24 protein-coding genes are annotated in these 21480 nt (G+C 60.4%); 3 read left to right on the top strand and 21 right to left on the bottom strand.

What is annotated here, in order from left to right:
- Positions 1 to 77 precede the first annotated feature (77 nt).
- The 3 genes from CCICO_RS04435 (at position 78) to CCICO_RS04425 (ending at position 1286) form a co-directional block, all read left to right on the top strand.
- A complete protein-coding gene (locus tag CCICO_RS04435; protein ID WP_301354974.1) occupies positions 78 to 446 on the top strand; it encodes a hypothetical protein in 369 nt (122 codons plus the stop codon).
- A gap of 33 nt (positions 447 to 479) precedes the next feature.
- Positions 480 to 872: a hypothetical protein gene (locus CCICO_RS04430; protein WP_301354973.1), complete on the top strand. Its 393-nt coding sequence runs from the start codon at positions 480 to 482 to the stop codon at positions 870 to 872.
- A 99-nt stretch (positions 873 to 971) separates the two neighbouring features.
- Complete coding sequence (locus CCICO_RS04425; protein ID WP_301354972.1) at positions 972 to 1286, top strand: hypothetical protein; 315 nt, start codon at positions 972 to 974, stop codon at positions 1284 to 1286.
- Positions 1287 to 1353: 67 nt separating this feature from the next.
- Here the strand turns inward: CCICO_RS04425 and CCICO_RS04420 are convergent, their stop codons facing one another.
- The 21 genes from CCICO_RS04420 to CCICO_RS04320 all read right to left on the bottom strand — a co-directional run bounded on the left by CCICO_RS04420 (position 1354) and on the right by CCICO_RS04320 (position 21466).
- The gene (locus CCICO_RS04420; RefSeq protein ID WP_301354971.1) at positions 1354 to 1698 is read right to left on the bottom strand and encodes a hypothetical protein; all 345 of its coding nucleotides are present in this window, start codon (positions 1696 to 1698) and stop codon (positions 1354 to 1356) included.
- A complete protein-coding gene (locus tag CCICO_RS04415; protein WP_301354970.1) occupies positions 1691 to 2098 on the bottom strand; it encodes a hypothetical protein in 408 nt (135 codons plus the stop codon). The genes CCICO_RS04420 and CCICO_RS04415 overlap by 8 nt, the downstream gene beginning before the upstream one ends.
- A 77-nt stretch (positions 2099 to 2175) precedes the next feature.
- Positions 2176 to 2547 (bottom strand): phage holin, encoded by a 372-nt coding sequence (locus CCICO_RS04410; protein WP_301354969.1) that lies wholly within the window; start codon positions 2545 to 2547, stop codon positions 2176 to 2178.
- A gap of 18 nt (positions 2548 to 2565) precedes the next feature.
- A complete protein-coding gene (locus tag CCICO_RS04405) occupies positions 2566 to 4080 on the bottom strand; it encodes a glycoside hydrolase domain-containing protein (RefSeq protein WP_301354968.1) in 1515 nt (504 codons plus the stop codon).
- A gap of 36 nt (positions 4081 to 4116) precedes the next feature.
- Positions 4117 to 4626 (bottom strand): hypothetical protein, encoded by a 510-nt coding sequence (locus CCICO_RS04400; protein ID WP_301354967.1) that lies wholly within the window; start codon positions 4624 to 4626, stop codon positions 4117 to 4119.
- The gene (locus CCICO_RS04395; RefSeq protein ID WP_301354966.1) at positions 4623 to 4973 is read right to left on the bottom strand and encodes a hypothetical protein; all 351 of its coding nucleotides are present in this window, start codon (positions 4971 to 4973) and stop codon (positions 4623 to 4625) included. Before CCICO_RS04395 ends, CCICO_RS04400 begins: the two co-directional genes overlap by 4 nt.
- A gap of 12 nt (positions 4974 to 4985) precedes the next feature.
- Positions 4986 to 6980, bottom strand: coding sequence for a phage tail fiber repeat family protein (locus CCICO_RS04390; protein WP_301354965.1), 1995 nt, complete (start codon positions 6978 to 6980; stop codon positions 4986 to 4988).
- Positions 6980 to 7765, bottom strand: a complete 786-nt coding sequence (locus tag CCICO_RS04385; protein ID WP_301354964.1) for a hypothetical protein — start codon at positions 7763 to 7765, stop codon at positions 6980 to 6982. Before CCICO_RS04385 ends, CCICO_RS04390 begins: the two co-directional genes overlap by 1 nt.
- Complete coding sequence (locus CCICO_RS04380) at positions 7762 to 8121, bottom strand: phage gene 29 protein family protein (protein ID WP_301354963.1); 360 nt, start codon at positions 8119 to 8121, stop codon at positions 7762 to 7764. Before CCICO_RS04380 ends, CCICO_RS04385 begins: the two co-directional genes overlap by 4 nt.
- Positions 8118 to 9800 (bottom strand): Gp37-like protein, encoded by a 1683-nt coding sequence (locus CCICO_RS04375; protein ID WP_301354962.1) that lies wholly within the window; start codon positions 9798 to 9800, stop codon positions 8118 to 8120. The genes CCICO_RS04380 and CCICO_RS04375 overlap by 4 nt, the downstream gene beginning before the upstream one ends.
- Positions 9801 to 9806: 6 nt before the next feature.
- The gene (locus CCICO_RS04370; protein WP_301354961.1) at positions 9807 to 11000 is read right to left on the bottom strand and encodes a hypothetical protein; all 1194 of its coding nucleotides are present in this window, start codon (positions 10998 to 11000) and stop codon (positions 9807 to 9809) included.
- A gap of 14 nt (positions 11001 to 11014) precedes the next feature.
- Positions 11015 to 16840 (bottom strand): phage tail tape measure protein, encoded by a 5826-nt coding sequence (locus tag CCICO_RS04365; protein ID WP_301354960.1) that lies wholly within the window; start codon positions 16838 to 16840, stop codon positions 11015 to 11017.
- 11 nt (positions 16841 to 16851) lie between these two features.
- The gene (locus CCICO_RS04360; protein WP_244264025.1) at positions 16852 to 17175 is read right to left on the bottom strand and encodes a hypothetical protein; all 324 of its coding nucleotides are present in this window, start codon (positions 17173 to 17175) and stop codon (positions 16852 to 16854) included.
- 35 nt (positions 17176 to 17210) lie between these two features.
- Positions 17211 to 17579 carry a hypothetical protein gene (locus tag CCICO_RS04355; RefSeq protein WP_018020513.1) on the bottom strand — a complete coding sequence of 123 codons (369 nt, stop codon included), beginning with the start codon at positions 17577 to 17579 and terminating at the stop codon, positions 17211 to 17213.
- Between the two features lie 126 nt (positions 17580 to 17705).
- Positions 17706 to 18617 (bottom strand): Ig domain-containing protein, encoded by a 912-nt coding sequence (locus tag CCICO_RS04350; protein WP_301354959.1) that lies wholly within the window; start codon positions 18615 to 18617, stop codon positions 17706 to 17708.
- A 65-nt stretch (positions 18618 to 18682) separates the two neighbouring features.
- Positions 18683 to 19087: a hypothetical protein gene (locus CCICO_RS04345; RefSeq protein ID WP_301354958.1), complete on the bottom strand. Its 405-nt coding sequence runs from the start codon at positions 19085 to 19087 to the stop codon at positions 18683 to 18685.
- Positions 19084 to 19356 (bottom strand): hypothetical protein, encoded by a 273-nt coding sequence (locus CCICO_RS04340; protein ID WP_301354957.1) that lies wholly within the window; start codon positions 19354 to 19356, stop codon positions 19084 to 19086. Before CCICO_RS04340 ends, CCICO_RS04345 begins: the two co-directional genes overlap by 4 nt.
- The gene (locus CCICO_RS04335; protein WP_301354956.1) at positions 19353 to 19712 is read right to left on the bottom strand and encodes a hypothetical protein; all 360 of its coding nucleotides are present in this window, start codon (positions 19710 to 19712) and stop codon (positions 19353 to 19355) included. The genes CCICO_RS04340 and CCICO_RS04335 overlap by 4 nt, the downstream gene beginning before the upstream one ends.
- A gap of 4 nt (positions 19713 to 19716) precedes the next feature.
- Positions 19717 to 20133, bottom strand: a complete 417-nt coding sequence (locus CCICO_RS04330) for a Gp19/Gp15/Gp42 family protein (protein WP_301354955.1) — start codon at positions 20131 to 20133, stop codon at positions 19717 to 19719.
- Positions 20134 to 20141: 8 nt separating this feature from the next.
- Positions 20142 to 20528, bottom strand: a complete 387-nt coding sequence (locus tag CCICO_RS04325; protein WP_301354954.1) for a hypothetical protein — start codon at positions 20526 to 20528, stop codon at positions 20142 to 20144.
- Between the two features lie 11 nt (positions 20529 to 20539).
- Positions 20540 to 21466: a phage major capsid protein gene (locus tag CCICO_RS04320; protein WP_301354953.1), complete on the bottom strand. Its 927-nt coding sequence runs from the start codon at positions 21464 to 21466 to the stop codon at positions 20540 to 20542.
- Positions 21467 to 21480: the final 14 nt, after the last annotated feature.

Here is a 21480-nt window from a genome sequence, read left to right as displayed (position 1 = left end):
GTTGTGGTGCAACGTCTATGTGGTGTAACCTTATAGATGTAAGGCAAGGAAAACAGCCAGCAGAGAGGACCACACCAATGGCCAAGATCATCACCCCCAAGCAGCAGAGCTTCATCGCCTCCTTGGCACGCCGCACCGGCGCCTACCAAGACGGCGAAGGCATGACAGTAGACATGCAGCTCTACCCGCGCCTAGACCTCGATGCCGCGCTTGAGGGTGCCTGCACCAGCTGGGAGGCCTCCAAGATTATCGAGGCACTGCTCGCCGCCCCGGTCAAGAACGCGCCGTTAGAGAGCACCGCTAAGCCCACCGAGAAGCAGCGCTCCTACATCCAGTCGCTGCTCGCCAAGGCTGGCGACACCCGCGAGGTGGACTTCGACGCCATGACGGTGCGCGAAGCCTCGGCCCTCATCGACGAACTCAAGCCCCTCGCCTACGCCGCCTAAAGACAAACACAACCACCAAGAAAGGACCCCACCATGGACGCGCAGGACATCGCATATTTCATCTCCGGCAAGTACGGCATGGATGAGCATGCCGCAGCAGAGTCGGTGGAAAACTACATCTCCCAGATAGAGAAGACGGACAGCACCACGATCGACCGTGACGACATCTCGGACGATGATCGGGACTTCCTCATCGAGGCGGTGAAGAATGCCCACGAGAGCGGTGACATGGCGCGCCGGGAGCTGGAGCTAGTGGAGGACCTTTCACGGGAGGTAGAGCAGGCCGAGGACACCCTGAAGGCGGCCCGGTGGCAGCGGGATAAGGCGATTCGTGATGCTTTTGCCGCTGGTGCGCGCGGCACGGACATCATCGCGGCTAGTGGGTTGACGAGTACGCAGGTGTATCGCCTGAAGAATAAATCTTAAATGTGGCACACATCACGCCCCCATATGTTGTACTACAACCTACATGTTGTGTAATATGAAGGTGTAAGCAAAAAGGAACACACCGAAAGGAACCCCACCATGAGCACCACCTACACCATGATCATTCGCTGGACCCACCAGATCGACGGCGCCGGCGAGCAGATCCTGACTGACAGCAGCCTCGACGGGCTGGTGGAGCAGATCATCGCCGAGAACGACATCTTCGGCGATAAAGACCTCGCCGCCGATTTTTGGCCCGAGGTGTACTGGGCAGACCCCTCCACCTTCACGCTGGACGAGGGGGAAGACGCCCCAGAGCGCCGCGAAGTCACTGAGGAAATCGCCGCAGGAATGGCCGCGCGAGTATGGGACACCCCAATCGAGCGCATCACCATCAAGGCCTCACAGGTGTAGAAGACCTAAAACACGAGAAAAAGCCCCCGCCAAGCGGTCCATGTGACCTACCCGGCGGGGGCTAATTTCAGTCTGTTTCTAGTAGTTTGCGCAGTTCAGGGGACGGCGGGTCCGGCGGCGGCGGCACAGCACCCTTTTCGATCCACACCGCCACTTCATCAACGAAGGCGATATGGTCCCGTAGCGCAAGCTTCAGAAGGTGATTCTGGTACTCCGAGGCGCGCCGCTTACTGATCTCCTCATCCAAATCAGTCCGCATTTTCCGCACCTCCTCGGACAACCACTTGATCTGATCTGCCTGGCTGGACTGATCATCCGAATGCCTTTTGGTCTTCTGAGTGACGCGCGTGGACCAGATCGTCGCAAGCGCGATCACACAGGTCCCGGCCAGCGCCAGCATGCTCTCACCCATGCATCCCCCATTCTCTATCGGAGGGCATGTCGCCGCGCTTTCCGCGCCACACAGCCCACATCACAATCGCTGCGACCATGAAATACGAGATGGAGGAGACCCATCCGCGCGGGGATCCACCCGTGATTGTTGCAAAAACGAATGAGCCGCCCCACATCACGTGCAGGCCCACTGCAAGGCCGAGGAAGAGCGCATCAAGGCGTGGATGGTGCATGAACGCCAGCACCGATGTGACTAGACCAATAACGATCCACGCCCACCCGATTTGCTGAATGTCCAGTATGAACTCCACGGGGTGGCTACCGGACCTGGGCGGGGCGCCGAGCACCACTGGCACGTAGGAGCAGCCGCGCAGGATCATGCCGATACCGAGGATGATCATCACGGCGCTGTCGGTCATAGCCCAGCTCCGTACGCGGTTGGCTACGCGCCTCCAGCGGGGAGGTAAATGCTCGATCGGCATGATGTGACCTCCTGTTATTCGGCGGCGTGTGCGGCGGTGTAGTCCTCGCCGGCGGGGGTGTTAGCGGCGGCCACACCCATACCCAGCGCGGGGGCGACAATCGCTAGGATCGTGTCCCACTGGGCGGGATCCCCGTAGCCCCACACGGCAAGCGCGGCGGTCACGGCCGCGATCACACCATAAACAGCGGTGCGTACGCTGCTCGTGGAGTGGATGACGGCAAACAGCAGCGTCACCGCAGCGGTCGCGACACCCACCACAGCGGCGGCTTGCTCCTCGCCGAGCACGCCCCACGCGATCAGGGCCGGTGCTACGGCGGCCACCACGGCGTACAGCGTGCCGCGATAGCTGGCGGGCACAGCGGCGCGGATAGAATCAAGAGTCATAGTTATTCCTTCTTTCTGTTACTGCTTCGCCCGGTCGGCGGCGATAGCGTCGTTGATGATTTGATCGGGGTCGAGGTTGGATTCCTCGCACAGTTTGCGCAGCAGCGCGTGGTTCTTCCAGCAGGTTGCGTCAATAATCGACAGCATGAAGTCATCTTGGAACTTCACCTTCGGATTGATCAGGGATGTAATGATCCGTGGCATAGCCATGGGGGCCTCCTTCGGGGAGTTAAGGAATGGGGGGTTTTTGATATGCACGTCGACACGGCGGCGGAAGGCATCCATGTCGAAGTTCGGATCGATCTTTCGGGAGGGCGCGCCCTCCTTATGTCCGATCACGCGGGACACAGGCAAGCCGAGGAACCAGCAAATCGCGGCGCAGGTGCGGGCGTAGGCGTCCAGTTGTTTCTCCGGCCACGGTTGTGTGCCGTCGCCCTTGTTGACCGCCTCGATACCGATCATCAGCGCATTCGCGGCCGTGAACGAGGTAGGCTTACCATTCGACTTGCGAGTGACATATCCCTTGAAAATCTGCGGCACATTCGCCCAAGAATCAGCAGCGCCGTAATGCCAAGCGATACCCGCTCCGCACAGCGTCACCACACCATCACGCGCTAGGTGAATCTGGCTCGATAGCCCGTGGCCGAGCATCGGGTTGCGTGCAATGTACTCTGCAGAGGTGGCCGCACCAGCAGTGTGGTGACAGGCCACTCCTTCGATATTGTCGAAGTCGCCCATTCCCCACTGTTTCCAGCCGGGCATTTCACGTACCTGCACCCCGAATGCGCGTAACACCTCGGGGAGCCATACGGGGTCTCCACGTCTGCCGTGCTGTGGCTTCAACACGTTCCCATCACTCCTTTTATGCGAAGCCCCCGCACTGGGCGGGGGCGTGTTAGTTGTCTTTAAGCTGGGTGGGTGCTGGCCCCAGTAGGGGTGCAGCACTTGGTTCACGTCGACCTGTACCCCGTCAGGGCCGGTAACGTTGTGGGTAGATTGCAGCAACACCGCGTGCGGCGACACCGCACCGCGGGACCAGCTCGTGGTCTGCCACTGCAGGAATTTCCCTCCACCGGCGGAGCCAATCACCCCGTCTTGGCGCGCCCAATCACACACCCGCGAATGCCCGTAGATACCGACGCGGTCACGCCCCAGCACCTTGCACGCGGCGCGGAAATACTCCACAGCAACGGAATTCCACTGCTCCAGCGTGATGTCGAAATCGACGGCGAAAAACACCGGATAGCCGGTACGGCGCACCGTTTTCAACTGCTCATCGGCCGCCTTGGCATCCAACTCTCCGCCGCGGGCACCACGCATCACATCGGGGTTGTTCGCGCCGCCGTACTGCCACACAAACGCCACATCCAGCGCGTGCTTCTTAAGCTCCTGCATCTCCGGCGCAGACACAGGCTTGGCCTTCATCCACGCTTCACGCGGCGGGGAGCAGTATCTCACCGCGCCGAGATGCCCAGCGTCACGAATAGCGGCCGCCGATATCGACCGAGCCGCATAGTCAATGACCGTAGCCATCGTTTATTCTCCTTGTTTCTATGCGAAAACCCCGCGCTAGGCGGGGTCTTCTGGGCTTGTTTCGGGAAGCCGATACGGCTCCTCGATAGGCGCGGGGCCATCATCAGGACTGCTCTCTGGCAGCCGGTATGGATCGTCTACCGGCGCGAAATCACCCTGCTCATCAGGCTCAAGCTCCACGTCGATCACATCCTCCGGGCCGGGCAGCAAATCACGCCGAGTCCACCAATCACTTTCCGCCGGCTCCTCAGTATTCATCGCCAGCTCCGACACCCACACATGACCACCGTGGGACACGACAGCACCAATGGGGTAACCCTGCGCAGGCGAACTGGGCTTGACCCACGCCGGCGCGTCCATGCCGTCATCACCCCACGACACCGCATACTCAGGCCGCAAATCAGGGTGAGCGGCCCACAACTCATCGACGAGTTCTTGCCGTCCTTCGTCGATGAGGGGCTGCGCCTCACGGCGGCGAAGCTCCACATCAATATCGGAGCGCAGCTGGTACAGCTCATCAATCGATAGCGTCTTTAACTCACTCATTCCTTAATCCTCTCCTCGAGCACGGCCACACGCCGCAGCAAATCATCCAACACACCCACAGGCGGAGAATCCACCGTCTGCAGCACCTCGGACAGCTTCACCTCCCCATCGGGGATAACCGGCCGCAGCGTCAACCGCACCCCCTGACCATCGACGATCACCACAGCCGCGCCGGGCTGGATATTCTCGATGGTGCACTGGCCGTCTACGAGGGCTGTAGTTTCCCGCACACCGACGATCACCGCATCCTCGGAGCTGTGCTTACGCGCCGCATCGGCGTACACGGTCACAGTTCCCTGAACCGGCCGGCCCACGATGGAGCGCACGTCACAAATCAAAGTCGCCAAGGCGAGTCCTTTCTACGCGGGGAAGCTAATCATGCCCTTGATCGAACTGCCATTTTCGTCCAATCGGAATCCTGGGTTGCCCGGGATTCCGGTGCCACTGCCATTTCTGCCGTCCCAGAGCCTGAACAGCTTCATCGTTGAAGTATCCCCGTGGTGGGCGACGAGAAACTTCACCTCGTTAGACTTCGGCTCCACCGTAGGGGTGATGACAAAGCCGAAATTCCCCACGGACGACCAATAAGACCCCGTACCGATAGCCTCAATACCGGAGGCGTTTTTGACAGGAATCTTGATCTTGACTTCTCCCCCGCCGCTAGACGCGTTACGCCCCCAGCGGATGTCGAAGTAAAGCTCAAAGCGGCCTCTATCCACGCGCCACTTATAGGTTTCCCCGCCGCCGGACCCAAGCCGAATGCTGCCATTATCTCTAAAAGACACCCGCGAGCTCGACCACGACGCATGCTGCGTGGAATCATCCACGTACTTCTTGTTAGTGATGTGATGCCATTCAGACGGCGTACCGTACTGCTTACCCTCAGCCTCACTCGCGATCACGAGCGCACCCTTGTTTACGTAAAGCACCCCATTATCGGATACCCAAAGGTACCCGTCATTGGTGCCGCTGGGAGACTCAATCTTGATTGATTTTCCTACGTTAGCTGCAGAAATAGACCCAGTGCTATCCGAGATGTCAGCACTTACATGCTTATGGGACTGCTCGGCCTTTGCTTTCAAAGCAGCATCCAGCCCAGTGATCTGCGAAGTCGGGTGCGTATGCGAGCGCTCAGCGCGCCCAGCGATAGCCTCCGACAAACCAGTCACATCAGACATGCTGTGCTTATGGGCCGTATCAGCCTTACCGGCCAACACCCCATCCAGCCCATCAATCTGCGAAGTCAGATGCCTGTGCTCACGCAGAGCACGCTTAGCCAAAGCATCCGACAAACCAGCCACCTCGGAGACGTCATGTCCATGGGTCTTCTCGGCCTTACCATCCAGCTCAGACAGGCGCGGCACCTGCGGGGACTCAGCCGTACCAGCCAAATCACCAGCAAGCTTCACCAGCCCTAACTGCTGGGAAGTGGCCTCGTGTACATCCACCCTATCGGCGCTCGATTCGGCCCGGCGCGCCGCATCCACAGCCGTATCGCGGGAAGTGTTCACGCGCTCCTCGGCGGCGTCGATATGCTCCTTCGATGCTTCCACCGTATCGGCGGCATCCATCGCGCGTGCACGGTGCCTATCGGCGGCTTGCTCCGAGTATCCGGCGCGGGTTGCGGCATCGACTGCTTCACCGCGCGCATCCTGTGCCGCTGCGGCGTCACCTGCGGCCGCTAGAGCGGATGCGTCGACGCGTTCTGCTGTGGCCTCCACCGCCGCCCGATCCACGCGGGATTGTTCCACGAGTGGGGAAATCTTGGCGCGGGCGTCCTCGGCGGCTCGATCTGCGGCCTTCTCGGACCTATCGGCTTGGCGGGTAGATTCCACGACAGCGGCGCGGGATTCATCCCTCATCCGTGCTGCTGCCGCAAGGCGCTCATCAACTTCACGCAGCGTTCCCGCGATCTCCACGCGTAAAGCGCCAGCGCCATCAGCCACGACGGCCGCTACGCGTGTCTCTGCCTGCTTTGCTGCTGTGGCCGATTTACCAGCCGCCGCTGCGTAGCGGGCCATCTCAGCATTTAGCTCCTGCACCTGCGATAAAATCGCGGGCGTCCACTGAACCTGATCCTCCAGCATCGTGGAAAACTGGTGCCTGCCGTCCTCGGGAATATTAATCTCCCAGCGGCGAAACACGCCCTCGGCCGATAGCTCAAGCACCACCGGCCCCGGGTCGATATCATCAATGATGCACTGCCCGTCACGCAGCGGATACTCCTCACGCACGGGGGTGATGACCGCGCCAGGTATTTGCTGCGCGGGCCTATCCACCGCCGACTCGATCGTGACAGTGCCATGCACCGCATCCCCCACGATAGAGCGGAAATCGCATACAAGGATCGTCATTACTGCTCCTTCTCGTCGGGCACCGTATCCGTGCCCGGATTGATCGCCCTGTGGTCGTGTTTCACTGCTGCGAGTGACGAAAAACGCGTGCCCCCGTCCCACCAGCGCCAGCGGGACGAGTACGCTTCCACTGAGGTGTAGAAGCCGGGCTGGTCCACCACTACCGGTACCGAGATCGTGGGCGTCACAGCCGATTTACCAGCCAAATACTGCAACTTCTTCTCCGAATACACCCGCCCATCGGGCCGGTGAACCCGCAGCGTCACACGCACCGAATCGGTATCCAGCCACGACGACGAATAGGCAGTCCAACGGGCCGTCACAAAAAGAGAGATCGTCCACAAACCCTTCTCATCCAGCACGATCCCGCCCTTACGGGCATCAACATGCGCGCCGCGTGAAGGCCCCAGCGGGGCATCAAACGGCAACGCGCGCGTATTATCCGACCCCCACGCCCCATTAACATTCTTCGACATATAGGCCTGCGCATAGCCACGAACCCCATCCAACAAATCCAGCCGGTTACGCAGCGCCTCTTGCCCGTCCTGAAAAGCATCAGCAACATCCGCCAAACCCGCCGGCTTCTCCCCACGGAAAATCGCAGCCAGAGGAGCAAACACATGCGCCTTCAACCCCTCGAGGAATTTGCCGCGCGCTTCATCAACCGCGCCCTGCAGCGGGGCTGTGAGGCGGCGCTTCACATCCTCCTCAGTCATCTGCTGCATAGCATGCAGCCCGCTCACGCCAATAAAACCATCCGGCTGTGTACCATGCGGTGCTGTCATCGTCCCAGCCTTTCTTGCAGAGCATCCAGCAGCGCCTCGGCCTGCTCGTCGCTAAGCCATGTCAGATCCACATCACCGGCCGACTTCTCGGATGATCCATCCTTCGGGCGCCACGCCACACCGGCGTTACGGATCGGAGATGATTCATCCACCACCTGCTCCACCGTCTGCAGCTCAGCGTGGTGACGAAACCCACACATGTAGAGAAAGCGGGAAAACCACGGAATGTATAGCAGCGGGAACACCAGACTCGGCTGATCCTCAGCGAAATCCGCCGGCGGGATAGACGCCAACGCCCACCCCAAATGCTGCTCCGGATCCGACATGTCGGCCTTATCTTGATGAATCGGTATCATGCCCACACTCCTAGCTCTTTCAGCGTTTCGAACACCTGCTTCGACTGGCCAAACAACCTAGCCAGCGGGGATTGATCGGCGCGCGGATCACCGAACGAGGCCACGAGTTTCACCGGCTCATCCCGCGTGCACGACATCACGACCTGAGACATGCGCAGCACGGGGTAATAACCATTCGGCATTCCCTCGAGCCACACACCGGCCCTGTCCCCTACCCAGATGTGGCCACGACCTTGATCCGCGATGATGTAGGGCGCGCCATCATTGATGGACAGTGACGCGAAATCACGGGCGCGGGTCTTGTAAAACGCCTCCCGCATAGCCACAAGGCCACTGAAACTCCACGCCGATTCCGCCCCCTCAGCCCATCCTTCGTGATAGTAGGACCATCCGGCCATCATGGTGCGCAGCGGACTTTTCACACTGCCGAACGCCAGAAAAACATCCTCATACAGGGGCTTTAAGGCGGTGTCGACGATACCGCCGGCGGCGGGCATCAAAAACACACTGCCCACCAGATTCCCCACCAACTGCGTCACCATGGATACAGCGGTATTAACACCGGGGGCACTTCTACCACCAGCGGTGATCTGCCCCACCGTCGCCGGTTGCCACGTCCACGACCCAGACTCCACGGGCGTAAAGTCCCCGTCGCGAAAAACAACCCACGGGTAGCGCGGATGAGTGCCGAGGAAACGTGAGACGGCGTGCTCAACCGGCACCGTGGGGTTCGCCACCACCGTGACCACATCATCAATCACATTGTCTGCCAGCTTGGTTACGGTGCGGACCATGCCGCCAAAAATCGTGCCACCAATCGCGGTCTGCTCAAACACCCCTGACTTGTCCTCGACATCCACCACGAGCTGCCCCTGCCGCATAGGCCCAATCCAGCCCTTCGGCTTAGGATCCCCATGCAGCCAGCGGCGGCAAGTAAGCATCAGCCCCGCATCATCCAGCGCGGGCGCGGCCACCTCCATGAAACTCTTCATCCGTGAAGAGATCACGCCCCACTGGGAATCATCCAGCAAAATTGAGCCCGGCGCGACCACGATCGACCAGTTCCACGGGGTGAGGCCCTCCACCCACGTTTTCGGATCCAACGGATCATCCGGCAACTGCCAAAGGTTACCGTGCAGCCGCATCAGGTTCACGAGCAGCGTGGTTTTCAGAATCGTCTTCAGCGGCCCCGCAAGGGCGAACGCCTTAGGCCACTGCACCCCCGCCGGCAGAAACGGGTTAGGCCACACGAGGATGTGCTCCAGCTCTTTCAAATCATGCAAGAACTTCAGCTCGACATGGCGGGTGCCGTCCGCGTTTTTCACCAAAGTGACCGACTGGCAGCGCCCACCCCAGCGGGCGTCCTGCCCATCCAGCGACCGGTCAAAAGTCACATGAATGTTCTTAGTGTCACGACCACGATGATCCAACGCCCAACGGGCTAGATGATGGTCGTAGGGCAGCGTGATAAACGCCGCCCCCACCTCGTTGTACTTCCACTCGCACTGCATATCGAGCGCGCCGGACACAACACCGCGCAAGTTCCAGTCACCATCCCACAAGCGCACCAACGGGGTCCACACACGCTGCGCGGCACGCGCCTGACGCTCATAATCGACCTGCGCATACACCTCGGACAGGTGATCATCCAGCTTGCGAAGCGCATCACCAGCCATCATGGCCTCCTATTCCAAACCGTACGGCCGTGTCCAGCGCCGCTCCATACGCACCTGCACACCCGCGCCAGGCATATTGAACGCCGATCCCCACGCATGCCCCCACGCCTCACCGATCAACTCTGCGAGCTTGGACTTCGACAAAACCCGCAGGAGTGTGGATAGCCACTCCCCCGCGATACCCTTGTCCTTCGCCCACTCGGCGGCCTCCTCGAGGGCTTTACGGGTACGGATCGCGATCCCATCCGCAGACCACTGCTCCAGCGTTTCAAGCCCGATACCGGTGAGGATCCGCTCGAGAATCTCGGCCATCTTCACTAAAAACTCGACCGGAATCTCAAACGGGATATCCAGCCGCTTCCACACCTCCGGCAGAAGCGGCAACGGGTTGACCGCCAAAGGCAACTCCGTAGGCGGGGTACGCGGCGGCACCGGATACAGGAACGGCTTCTCCAACAACATCCAGAAATTCGGCTTACCGACCACCGCAAGCTGCTCATGAGTGGGATCAGAATCCACCACCGCATCCCACCTGTATCGAAGATGCGGCAAAACGATACGGCGGCGCTGCTGATCAAAGCCCGGATAGCCGGGCCGCGACTCGAAACTAAAATCCGGAAGGATGATCGACGCGGGCCCCGTCACCGTCCATTTCAACCACATAGGCATATCGGTTGGATTCGTCACTGTGACGTTTCCAGTCCAATGCACCCCATCGAAAATCCACGGCTCCGTGACCGTCTCCGACGACCACAGAGGATCCCCAGCGATCAGGTGCATCAGCATCAAAGACGCGCCGCGCTCCTGCCCCGAGGACTCTTCCAGCTTCTGCTCAGGAGTCGCTTTCAGCCGCACCCGCAGTGACCGCACCGAATCACCCGACATCACCTGCAGGATCGAATCCTCACGATACGACCAAGCGCGCCTCCACTGAGAATCCGTTTCCTGCCACGCGCGGGACTTATCATCCAGCACCATCACCGGCAGCGTGATCTCACGCGGCGCGAAATTCATTCCACGAAAAGTGCCACCGATCTGACCAACAGACGACTGCCACACCGTCTCCACAGGGGTATCAGTGATAAACCCCGTGTGGGCTCGGTCGAGCCACACCCCCTGCGTCCCGCCCCGCCGGCCGGATAAATCCCACACGGACCCATCCACACCAACAAGACGGATGTCGATCTTTTCACGACTAGCCACAGAGGACTCCTTTCTTAACCAAAACCAGCAAGCGCACGCGCCTCGAGACGCTTCTTCGCCTCATAGGCCTGATCCATATTCTGAACATGGATGTGCACCTCCTGAGCAGCGCCAACACCACCCGCGCGACTGGGCGCTAAATCGCCCCCAACCTGCGAGGACACATCCCCAACACCTTCTTCGATAGCCCCCACGGCTTGACCTGCGGCAGTGCTCAACGCCTCAGTCCAGCCAGCAGCAACACCACCGGCATAGTCGGCCGCCACACCAACCACAGGAGACAACGCCGCGCCAGCGCCGGGCATGGCGGCGTTCAGGCCAGCGATACCGGCCGCGCCTGCAGCGTTCACCGCCGAGGACACAGCCCCACCAGTGATGGAAGGCAGAGCATTAGCGATACCCTGCAGATCCTTCCACTGCTTGTTAGTGAGAACCGCCTCCGGCTTACCGGACAAATTCACGCCGAGCTGCCCGTGCTTCAACACACCGCCTTGGTCATACAGGCCGGTGTCACGAACCATCCCTTCCGCGCGCCCCATCTTCTTGCCATAGCGATCAGGGAAAGCGGAGCGCTGCACGCGCTGCGCCGCCGCACCGGCATCCATGCTCTTCCAATCGAACTTTGCTAGCTCACGGAAGAACATGCCCGCCGACTTGAACGGATCCATACGGTCGGCCACAGTGCCCCACGCACCGTTATCACGTTGCTGGAACAAACCAACCGAATCATGATCCGAGCCAAGCGCATCATGCCGGAACTTCAACGATTCCGGCACACGGTTGTTGGCGTACATCTTCATCGGATCACCGGACTCCACCAGCGCGGTCGCAACGCCGATCTTCGCGGCGTCAGCACCCAGATTCATCTCCTTCGCCTGACGAGTGATCTCGTACGCAAAGAACCTCGGCCCCCATTCTGGGACTTCCGGCTTCTGGATCGTGTCGAGCGAATCAGCACCGCGCAGCTGGGGATCCTTCTGCAGCTGATCCGCTGTCATACTCGTCACAGCATTATCGTGAATCTGAGCGGCGTGCTCCTCGGCCGTGGAAGTAGACGGATTTCCGCCACCCTTGGCGAGTTCACGCGCACCAGTCACCCAACTCGGCAGCTGATCCGGCACACCAAAAACACCGAGAATATCGGAGACATGTCCGGATACGATTTCCTTGGACAGGCTGCCGAGCATCCCCGAGATAGTGGTGTCCTCGCCACCCCCAGACGTACCCGCAGAGCTAGCACCCCCAGTAGTTGTGGAGGTGTAGTCCGAGGTGGTAGCACCAGACGCGGCCGCAGCATCATAGGGAGTATCAGGGACGCTGGCTAGATCACCCAACTCGCCCGGATCGACCTTCTCGAACGACGGCCCCATAGGCATGTAGAAGAATTCGTTGAAGTACGAATCCCACGCGCCGGCAGCCCTGCCGCCATACTGCCCCCTGTGGAGGCCACCACCCATCTCAACGTTCACGCCGTTAGGCAAAGTAGCGGCAGTGTGCCCGCCGCCGGGGCCGCCATCCCTGAACCCGATCCGAAGATCACCGTCGCTACCACGGCCACGCGTGAAGCCGTGGCTGGACAACCAAGAACCTTCGTCGCCGGTGTAGAACTTACGCGGGAACGGGTTGATGCCAATAGCCTTCGCTGCGAACGCGGACACCGTACCGGAGCAGTCTCCCCAGTTAGAGCCGCCGAACACATACGGGGCACCCTCCAGCGGGCGGGACGCGCCCTGACCTTGGGCGAGCCGCACCAAATCATCCACGCCAACAACAGCGCCGTCAGCAAACGCGGCGACGCGCTGCGGCCCCAGATCGCCGTTGTATCCGCCGCGATACGGCTCACCGCTTCGGTCAACCAGCTGATACCCGAATCGGCCGGCGACCTCATCGAGAATGGCCGTGGACCGGTTGCGTTTCGACGCGGCCAGCGGAATGTAGGCTTCACCGCCGGTCTCCGGTTCGGCCCACAGCCTCCACGCGCCGGCGGGAGCGATCTGGGCAGTGTGGGTTTCACGACGCCCACCAGCGGCGTAGGACTCGGCCACCCCGCCCTGTGCGTAGGCAACCACACCGCCGCCGGACAGTCCGACGAGAGAACCAATCGCGTTGAAGGACAGGTGATCGGACAGCCAGTTACGGACGCTCGACCACGCGGACTTCATGCCCTCCCACAGGCCGTTGATGATGCGCTGTCCTGCGGAAACTAGCCACTGGCCCGCATCGGCAAAAAGGGACCTGATCTTGCCCGGCAGCTGCCCGAGGTTGTTTAGAACCCCAGTCACTGCGCTGGCGACCTGGCCCGGCAGCGGAGCAACGTGATTGTTCCACCAATCCGCGACAGCACGGCCCATGTCGGCGAACCAGTTTTTCACGCTGTTCCACATGTCCATGAACCATTGCTTGACGCCGTTCACTGCCTCGGCCACATAGCCGGGCAGCGTAGCAACATGCTCCTGCCACCAATCGTGGATCGCGACACCCATCTCGACGAACCACAGCTTCACCTTGTTCCACATATCCGAGAACCAGCCAGTGACCGCATCCACGGCCGATTTCACCCAGCCTGGTAAAGACACCAGCACATAGATGAAGCCACCAACAGCCGCGACCACCGCAACCACGGCGGCGACCACGAGCCCGATAGCGACAGCCATCGGCGCGAAAATAGCGAAAGCAAGGAATTTCAAAGCAGGCTTAATCACCGGCTCCCAAAGGGTTTTGAAGAACTCAGCCAAATGGCCGCGCAGCTCCTCCAACTTTCCCTTCACAACTTCAAGTGCCGGAGCAACCGCTTGCTTGAAGGTATCCCACTTTTGCTTGATGCTGTCCACGACCGCGCCCACTGCGGTGCGCAGCATCTCCCACTTTTCACGCAGCTGGTCAACAACAGGGGCGATGTTGGCTTGATACTGGTCACGCACCGCGCTAGCCCATTCGTCCCAGCGTTGACGGACCTGATCCACGACCTCGCCGACCTTATCGCGCAGCTGATTGAAAAGCTCCTTGGCCACGGTGATCGTCGGCTCGATATTCTCGTGGTACTTGGTAGAGATTTTCTCCGACCACGTATCCCACACATCGCCAGCGATCTGCAGGCCGGCCTTGACGCCATCCACCATCGCGCGGATAGCCGCGCCAAAACCGTTATCCCAAATCCCCTTCGCAGCCCTGCCGATCCCCTTCACAACATTCATGAATCCAGCGCCGATACTGTCGAAGGGGATAGAGCGCAGCTTCTCACCGATCCAGCCGGCTACATCAGTCACCACATCCTTGAGCCGGATGAAATTGTCACGCGCCTTAAGGATGTAGTCCACAAGCTTGGAGTCTTCTTCCACGTGGAAAGCTTTACGGAAAGCGCCGGTGAAGTCCCCGTCAATGAGGATGGATTTCAGGCCGCTGAACGCGTCACTGAACCAGCCGAAAACAGACTTCAGCCCATCCCACGCCTTCTTAGCGCCTTCGACGATCCAGTCCCACACGGGCTTGATGTAGGCCTCATAACCAGCCTTGAACGCCTGCACAGTCGCATCCCACGCGCGTTTCATGAAGTCACTGAAAGCAGCCCATGCTTTCCGGCCCGCTTCAGTCTTGGTGAAAAACAGCACCAAGGCGGCGACCACGAGCCCGATAGCCATCACAATCGCGCCAATAGGGTTGAGATTCATCGCAACGTTCAGCGCCCACTGGGCAGCTGCCTGCAGCTTAGTCACAGTAGTCCACGACTTGATCGCCTTCACCAGTGCCGTGATCTTCGACACCGCGAAACCCTTGCCCCACACAGCCGCCTCGGCCAGAGCAACAGCGGTGAAAGCCCCAGCCAAGCCCAAAGCAACCTTGCCAAGCCCCTTCATCGCGGTCCCCAAAAGAGGCACGTTCTTGATCCCATCGGTCATGAACCCGATCACATCAGCAACGACGGTAAAACCCTTCGCGGCAACATCAATCATCCGAGTCATCGTGGGCGCGAAAGCATCATACAGGCGCTGCTTCACATCGGCGAGAGCATTACCAACACGATCAAGCGCGCCGTTCATGCCGGACAGCGCGGCACCAGCTGTTTCACCAGCAGCACCGGTTTTGTCCATCTTGCCACGCAGCTCATCAAAAGCCTTCGCACCGCCCTTAGCGGCGGTAGTCGCAAAACCAACAGCCTCACGACCAAAAGCCACCGAGGACGCAGCAGTAAACGCCGAATCCCCCATACGCTCGTGGGCATCCTTCAACTGTTCGGACACCTCACGCAAACCAACGAAGTTACCCTCAGCGTCGAATGCCTCCACGCCGAGTTCTTCGAGAGCACCTGCGGCCTGCTTCGACGGCGACGTCAAAGACAGCATCGCAGAGCGCATAGCCGTACCAGCCATCGTGCCCTTAATGCCATTGTTCGCGAACAAACCAATCATGGTGTTTGTGTCCTCGAGAGACACGCCAAGAGTGGAGGCGGTAGGGGCGGCCATTTTCAGCGATTCGGCAAGTTCAGTAACCCCCGTAGCGGAGTTGTTGGCAGTGTTTGTCAGAACATCGGCAACTCGGCCAGCCTCATCAGCCGCAAGCCCAAAGCTGTTCAACGCGGCGATCTGGATTTCCGCCGCCTGACCGGCATCAATCTGCGCCGCACCGGCAAGCTGGATCGAGCCCTTCGCAGCATCCATAGACTGCTGCACATCCATACCGCCCTTAGCAAGAGCCAACATGGCGTCCGCTGCGGACGCCGCCGAGGTACCAGCCAGCTCAGTATCCTGCCCCAGCTCACGGGCACGATCACGAATCTGAGACATCTGGTCAGCCGTCGCGCCGGACACGGCGGACAGCGAGCCGAGTACCTTATCAAATTCCATGCCGGAGGTGATCGCGCTACCCATGAACGCGGTCACGCCAGTCAGGCCGAGGCCGCCAGCGGCGACACCAGCAAAAGCAGTGGCCTTACCGGCCATACCCATCAGAGACCCAGTAAGCCCCTTCGCCGGGCCGGACGCCAGAGTCATCTCACGGCCCAAGAACCTGACCTTCGCCCCAGCGCCTTGAGCATTATCGCCGGCCTTACGCTCCGAGCGGGCCGCATCCTCCTGCGCCGCCTTATGAGCGAGAGTCTTAGAACGCACATTATCGGTAGCGTTAGCAACCTCAGCACGAGCCTTCGTCACACGCCCCGCCGAGGAAGCCACCTGATCATCCGCAGACGCGGCCTGCTTCTTTGCGGACTCAAGCTCCCGCTCGGCGCGCACAACCTCACGCGACCCAGCACCGTACTGCTCACGCACACCAGAAAGAGACTTCTCCGCGCTCTCAACACGAGACGCCGCCGCCTGAGACCTACTGCGCGCCTCATCCAACTGCGCCTCGGCAGTACGCAGCTCACCCTGCTTCGCGATAGCGCGCGCCTTAGCCGCCGCCAACTGATCCTCGGCACGGGCAAGAGAAGACGCGGTGGCCTCACCGCCCTTACGCACCGACTCAAGATCACGCTCACCACGAGCAACCTGCCGGGAAGCGTTCTCGTGCCGCTTCTTCGCGGCCTCGAGCTGGCCCTCCACGCGGGCGATCTGAGACGCCGAAGCCTTACCAGACTCACGCAGATTCTTAAGCTTCTGCTCCGCCACCTGCACATCAGCAGCGGCCTTAGCCTGAGCCCTACGCGCAGTCGCGATCTTCTGAGTCTGGGCCTCCACAGCGCGCGCCATCTTCGCCGCGCCATCCGCGCCGCCATCCTTCGCGGCATCAGACAAGCCCTTCTTAAGCTTGGAGCCTGCCTGGCCGGCGGCTTGCTCGGCACCCTTGTTGACCTCGGCGACAAAACCTTTCATCGACGCCAAAACAGGGATCCACACGCCGGCCATGGCAGTCCTCCTTACAAATTGTCGAGGAAGTCCAAAACTTCCTCTTGGGTGTGATCGCCAAGATCCCCACCCAGAGTGTTCTTCTGCTTCTCCAGAGACCACGGGAAGCGCGGCATTTTATCCGCCGGCAGTTTCGCCTTCTTAGACCCCGCAGCTTGCGCTGTCACCACCGTGTTATCCAGCAGGCACCACAGCGTGTTCCACAGCAGCGAATCCGTGTACGAGTACTCGACCCCATCGGTTTGATGGCGAGTATGCACGCCGGTTTGGGGCATGCCCTCGGCGAGGACACGTAGCTTTCGGATCGTGATCTCCCCGCGAAAAAACGCGCCCACCACATCCCTGTGGTAGACGCGCTCAAGCGCTGCTTCTAACGCTTCCGGCCCGCCGCACGACGCTGCGAGCGATTGATACGTGCAGACGATTTTCCCGCCGCGTCGGCTTCTTGCTCACGGCGGCTATTCTCCTCGATGATGTAACGGAACATCGGGGCGGTGCCGCCGGCACTGCGGAAACGCTCCCACTCTTCCTCCCCCATCCAGAACTCGGCGATCTCAGACAGGCGAGCATCCTCACTGTCGGCGATATCCTCGAGCAGCTCCTGATCCTCATCGTCGAGCATCATCGGGTCACGGAAAGTGAAAGTCTCCCCCTTGAACGTAAAGGGGATTCGGCCCTCTTCGGCGCCGGTAGCCTCGGCACGCTGCGCGAGGATTGCATCCAGATCAATTTGAGACATGGCAGGACTCCTTCAAGTCTTAGCGGCAGGGCGTTTTAAGCGGCAGAACTTTGAAGTGGGTGCGGGCGAGCCCTGCCATTGAGGCCCGCACCCACACCCCAAGAAAAAAAGGGAAGGAGCTTTTTGCTACTCTTCAGCGGCGTTGACAGTGACAGTGATCTGCTTAGAAGCCGGCAGCTTCTTCGCGTCAGTCACCTTGAACGTGACCTGCTCAGTCGCTGCGCTGGTAGGAGTACCAGTGATGTTGCCCTCACCATCAAGCTCAAGACCCGCCGGAAGATCACCGGATTCGATCTCCCACTTGTAGGGCGGGGTGCCACCAGTCGCCGAAAGCTTCTGCGTGTACTCCTGCTGCTCAACTCCAGCGGGAAGCGACGCGGTGGAGATCTGCAGCGGGCGTACACCGTCAACGGAAGAAGAAACGTTCGCCGCATCAGTGAAAGCCTTGTTGAACTGCCAATATGCGGTCTTGCCGCGCGCCGGAGTGCCCTCGTACTCGGCTCCACCGGGGAAGGTAGTGTAAGTCACCTCGAGGCCGAAAACGTCTTCCTTCTTCAGCACCAGAGCGCCACGCTCAGTCACCTTCGCAGAGGGGAAGGACACGCGATTGTGCTTATCCCCGTCAACCATGTCGACGTGCAGCTGAGTGGTCTCAAACTGGGGCAGGCCCTCCTCCCAGAATGCGACGCCTTCCTCGTCGGCGATCTCCTCAATCTTGGACGCCGGCACACCGAGGAACAAGGCGATCTTCTCCGGCGAGGTCTCCCACATCGTGAACTTGATGCTCTTAGCGGCCTTGGTGATGTCGGTTCGGATGGCAGAGGCTTCCTGCCACGGGATGTACTCCTGCTTATCCTCGTCGAAGGAAATCTCCACGCCATCGGGGGAGATGTAGCCAAGGTTTGTGTAGACCTCGGAATCGTACTTTTCAGAGATCGGCTTGATCTCAGTTCCAACCGGGGCGATACGCACCGCGCCGGTCAGAGCGACGCGCGCCGCTCCAGCGTTGAAACCGGACAAAACATCGTCGATTGCCATTTAGTTTGCCTCCTCAAGGCATAGAAAAACCCCACACGCGGTGGGGTGAGATTGGTTTGAAAAAACTAGGTGTGAAGGGCTAGTTCGGCGACTCCGCCGAGCACTTTCACTCTCGGGTTCAGGTCCTCACGAGTCCCAAATGACGGGCATTCGACACTCACTATTCGAGAACCTTCCACGAAGGGGAGTTGATGCATCAGGAGCCGCACCTGCTCAGCCACGGGGGTGGCTTGCCCACGAGACGCCGCAAACACCTCAATGTCGATAGCGGCGCCATCGACTCTCACGGGGAAATCAGCACCACCCCACGAGACGCGCAGCTCAGTGCCGGGCAGCAGATCCACGATCACGCACGGCAGGCTAGCGGCGAGTTCTTGGCCAGGCGGGAGGGAATCACCCACCCAGTAGTCGGGAAGAGCACCGGACAGGAACTCGATCACCGTGCGCAAAACATCAGGTAACTTGCTCATCGGCCACCCCTTGCCGCGCGCCGCATGATGCGCCCCACACGCCGCTCATACTTGTCGTCCACTTCGCAGCCCACATCCAGAGACGCGCGCCCCGACGGGAGAGCATGAGGGCGAATAGTCACCGACGCATCGATACCCGCGCGCGCCAGATCCTTACGGGCAAGCGCCGCGATACGAGAAGCACGAGCCTGCAGCGCAGCCTTCACAACCGTCTGCTGCATAGCCTGCTGGAACAACGCGTCACCATCGATGTCAATCTCAGGCGTCACCCCTGCCACCTCCTCACCGTGAACTCCGAATGCCCGTGCGTCGGGTGAGGCCACTGCCCCACCTCGCCCACAACCTCAAGCACCCCGTCGATACCATCGACCATCACGCCGTCAGATGCTCGCAGCCCATCGATGTAATGCCCCGGCTGTGTAATCACTCTCCACGAGGTGCGGGTATGCACCCTCGTGCCGGCGGCATCATCCTCGACCAGCTCCACAGGCTGCACCTCGCAGCGGTGCCGAGCAGGCACAATCGTGGCCCCCTCGTTCACGCTCAAGGTAGGCACCCCGCCGCTCGGGTTATACGGGTCCGACACGCGGCCCGCTTTAACCACCATCAAAGTGGAATCCCACACGGTGTCACCACCTCTCAGGCCAGCGCTTCGCGCAAGGGAAGCTAGCGCGTGGCGTCACAGCCACCGATAGGCCCAAAAGTCGCCGCTGCGAATCCGACAGTGATAAAACACCCCACGGGGAGGAAGTGACATCAGCCCACGTTGAGGACTCAGTCACCCCGCCAACCGTGATCGAATACTGCCGCTTACCCGCATCCCCACCCACGAGAATCGCGGATGAGACCATCTCGAGCACCACGCGGCGGGCATTCGTGAACAGCCAATCAGCCTCAGCCTCCACATAGAAGTCTCGACCTTCGCGCGTGAACGCTGCAGCAATCAACTCCTCGGCGTCAGCAACGAGAACTGTCAGCCGCTGCGACTCGGCGTCCGTTAGCTGCCGAGGTAGACGGCGCTCAATATCGGCGGCATTAAACACCACGACCTCCCTTAATCTTCAAGCTTGGACAAGTAATCCTCGACAGCCACGATCAGCTGCGACTTCTCCATGTCCTCCCCGTCAGCACGTTTGGTGACTACACCGATCTTCTCGGCATATCGCACCCACTCACTTTTAGAGGCGGCGCGCCTCGGCTTCTTCGGGATCTCACGCGCCGGCTTCTTCTTAAGATCTGGGGCGGGCGGAAGCGGCACCGAATCAGCCCTTCCCGCGTACGGGTCCCGCGCCTCGGCATCGGCGTCCACGGCGGTGCCACCACCGATCAGGCGAGCAGCCTCTTCCTCAGACACGTCCACCTCGTCGCCTACACGGTGAGTGACGTACTCGTATGGCGCGACGCATTGATCCCAGCTGCCGCGCACAAGACGAATCCTCACGACGTTCACCCCTATTCGCCGATAGAGGTGATCTTCGCGACGGCCTTCGGGTTGTCCACGGCCACGGCGCGCTTGATCACCGCGTCGGTACGCCAAGACATGGTGGCGCCGCCCAAGGTGGAGTCTCCCCGCTCCGCGTAGGTTTCAGTCACGGTGAGCGGGATGGTATCGGAATAGAAACCAACAGTGCCGGCCTCGAGCACCCACGCCTCAGTGTGGGGCATGAACCGCGACGTGGCGACGTTCAGTCCGAACAGCTGGGTGGGCTTAAGTCCCTTGTAGATCGGGTTCTCGTGGGCGATGTCACCCACATAGGACTTGATGATCTTCTCGTCACGCAGCAGCTTAGACAGCACTACGGGGTGCACGAGCAGAACGTCAGGCTCGTAGCCGAAGTACTCGTTCGGGCTACCATCAACGGTTGCTCCCTGCACCCGCTCGATAGCGTCGAAAACATCCTTAGCGATGTCAGACCCGCCAGACGCCCACGCGGCGGTAGCAGCCTTCTCATTCTCTCCAACCGCCGCGTTCAAAGCATCCAGCGCGGTACGGACAGAATCCCGAACCATGGTCTTGTTGAGAGCCGCGACCTGCTGCGACAGCAGATCCAGCTTGTTCTCATGCAGCATCTCATAAGAGATACGCACACCCAGAGCACGCTTACGGGCGAAAGCAGCCTTCAGCTCACCCAGCCCCAGCACACTCGTGGGGATCTCCGCGAACTCAGCAACATCCTCGGGAGAGTCCGCGAGGATCGAAGAAGCGGCTTCACGGAACGCAACCACACCGGCAGCATTATTGCCGCCATTACGGAAAAGGAGCTGTTCGACGAAAGCGCCGTCCAGCTCCTCAGTGATACGGGTCTGAAGGAAAGTGGGGTCCTTCAGGATATCGGATACGGTGATCGAGCCACCGTCATAAGCGGAAGAAAGATTCATTTGTAAGCTCCTTT

Origin of the sequence: Corynebacterium ciconiae DSM 44920 (assembly GCF_030440575.1) — a bacterium.
Lineage (GTDB): Bacteria > Actinomycetota > Actinomycetes > Mycobacteriales > Mycobacteriaceae > Corynebacterium > Corynebacterium ciconiae.
Note: the sequence above shows the minus strand (reverse complement) of the source record. Positions and strands in the feature narration are given on the sequence as shown.

Coding starts and splice junctions, on each gene's coding strand:
- CCICO_RS04435 (WP_301354974.1), top strand. CDS start 78: ATGGCCAAGATCATCACCCCCAAGCAGCAGAGCTTCATCGCCTCCTTG.
- CCICO_RS04430 (WP_301354973.1), top strand. CDS start 480: ATGGACGCGCAGGACATCGCATATTTCATCTCCGGCAAGTACGGCATG.
- CCICO_RS04425 (WP_301354972.1), top strand. CDS start 972: ATGAGCACCACCTACACCATGATCATTCGCTGGACCCACCAGATCGAC.
- CCICO_RS04420 (WP_301354971.1), bottom strand. CDS start 1,698: ATGGGTGAGAGCATGCTGGCGCTGGCCGGGACCTGTGTGATCGCGCTT.
- CCICO_RS04415 (WP_301354970.1), bottom strand. CDS start 2,098: ATGACCGACAGCGCCGTGATGATCATCCTCGGTATCGGCATGATCCTG.
- CCICO_RS04410 (WP_301354969.1), bottom strand. CDS start 2,547: ATGACTCTTGATTCTATCCGCGCCGCTGTGCCCGCCAGCTATCGCGGC.
- CCICO_RS04405 (WP_301354968.1), bottom strand. CDS start 4,080: ATGGCTACGGTCATTGACTATGCGGCTCGGTCGATATCGGCGGCCGCT.
- CCICO_RS04400 (WP_301354967.1), bottom strand. CDS start 4,626: ATGAGTGAGTTAAAGACGCTATCGATTGATGAGCTGTACCAGCTGCGC.
- CCICO_RS04390 (WP_301354965.1), bottom strand. CDS start 6,980: ATGACGATCCTTGTATGCGATTTCCGCTCTATCGTGGGGGATGCGGTG.
- CCICO_RS04385 (WP_301354964.1), bottom strand. CDS start 7,765: ATGACAGCACCGCATGGTACACAGCCGGATGGTTTTATTGGCGTGAGC.
- CCICO_RS04380 (WP_301354963.1), bottom strand. CDS start 8,121: ATGATACCGATTCATCAAGATAAGGCCGACATGTCGGATCCGGAGCAG.
- CCICO_RS04375 (WP_301354962.1), bottom strand. CDS start 9,800: ATGATGGCTGGTGATGCGCTTCGCAAGCTGGATGATCACCTGTCCGAG.
- CCICO_RS04365 (WP_301354960.1), bottom strand. CDS start 16,840: ATGGCCGGCGTGTGGATCCCTGTTTTGGCGTCGATGAAAGGTTTTGTC.
- CCICO_RS04355 (WP_018020513.1), bottom strand. CDS start 17,579: ATGTCTCAAATTGATCTGGATGCAATCCTCGCGCAGCGTGCCGAGGCT.
- CCICO_RS04350 (WP_301354959.1), bottom strand. CDS start 18,617: ATGGCAATCGACGATGTTTTGTCCGGTTTCAACGCTGGAGCGGCGCGC.
- CCICO_RS04345 (WP_301354958.1), bottom strand. CDS start 19,087: ATGAGCAAGTTACCTGATGTTTTGCGCACGGTGATCGAGTTCCTGTCC.
- CCICO_RS04320 (WP_301354953.1), bottom strand. CDS start 21,466: ATGAATCTTTCTTCCGCTTATGACGGTGGCTCGATCACCGTATCCGAT.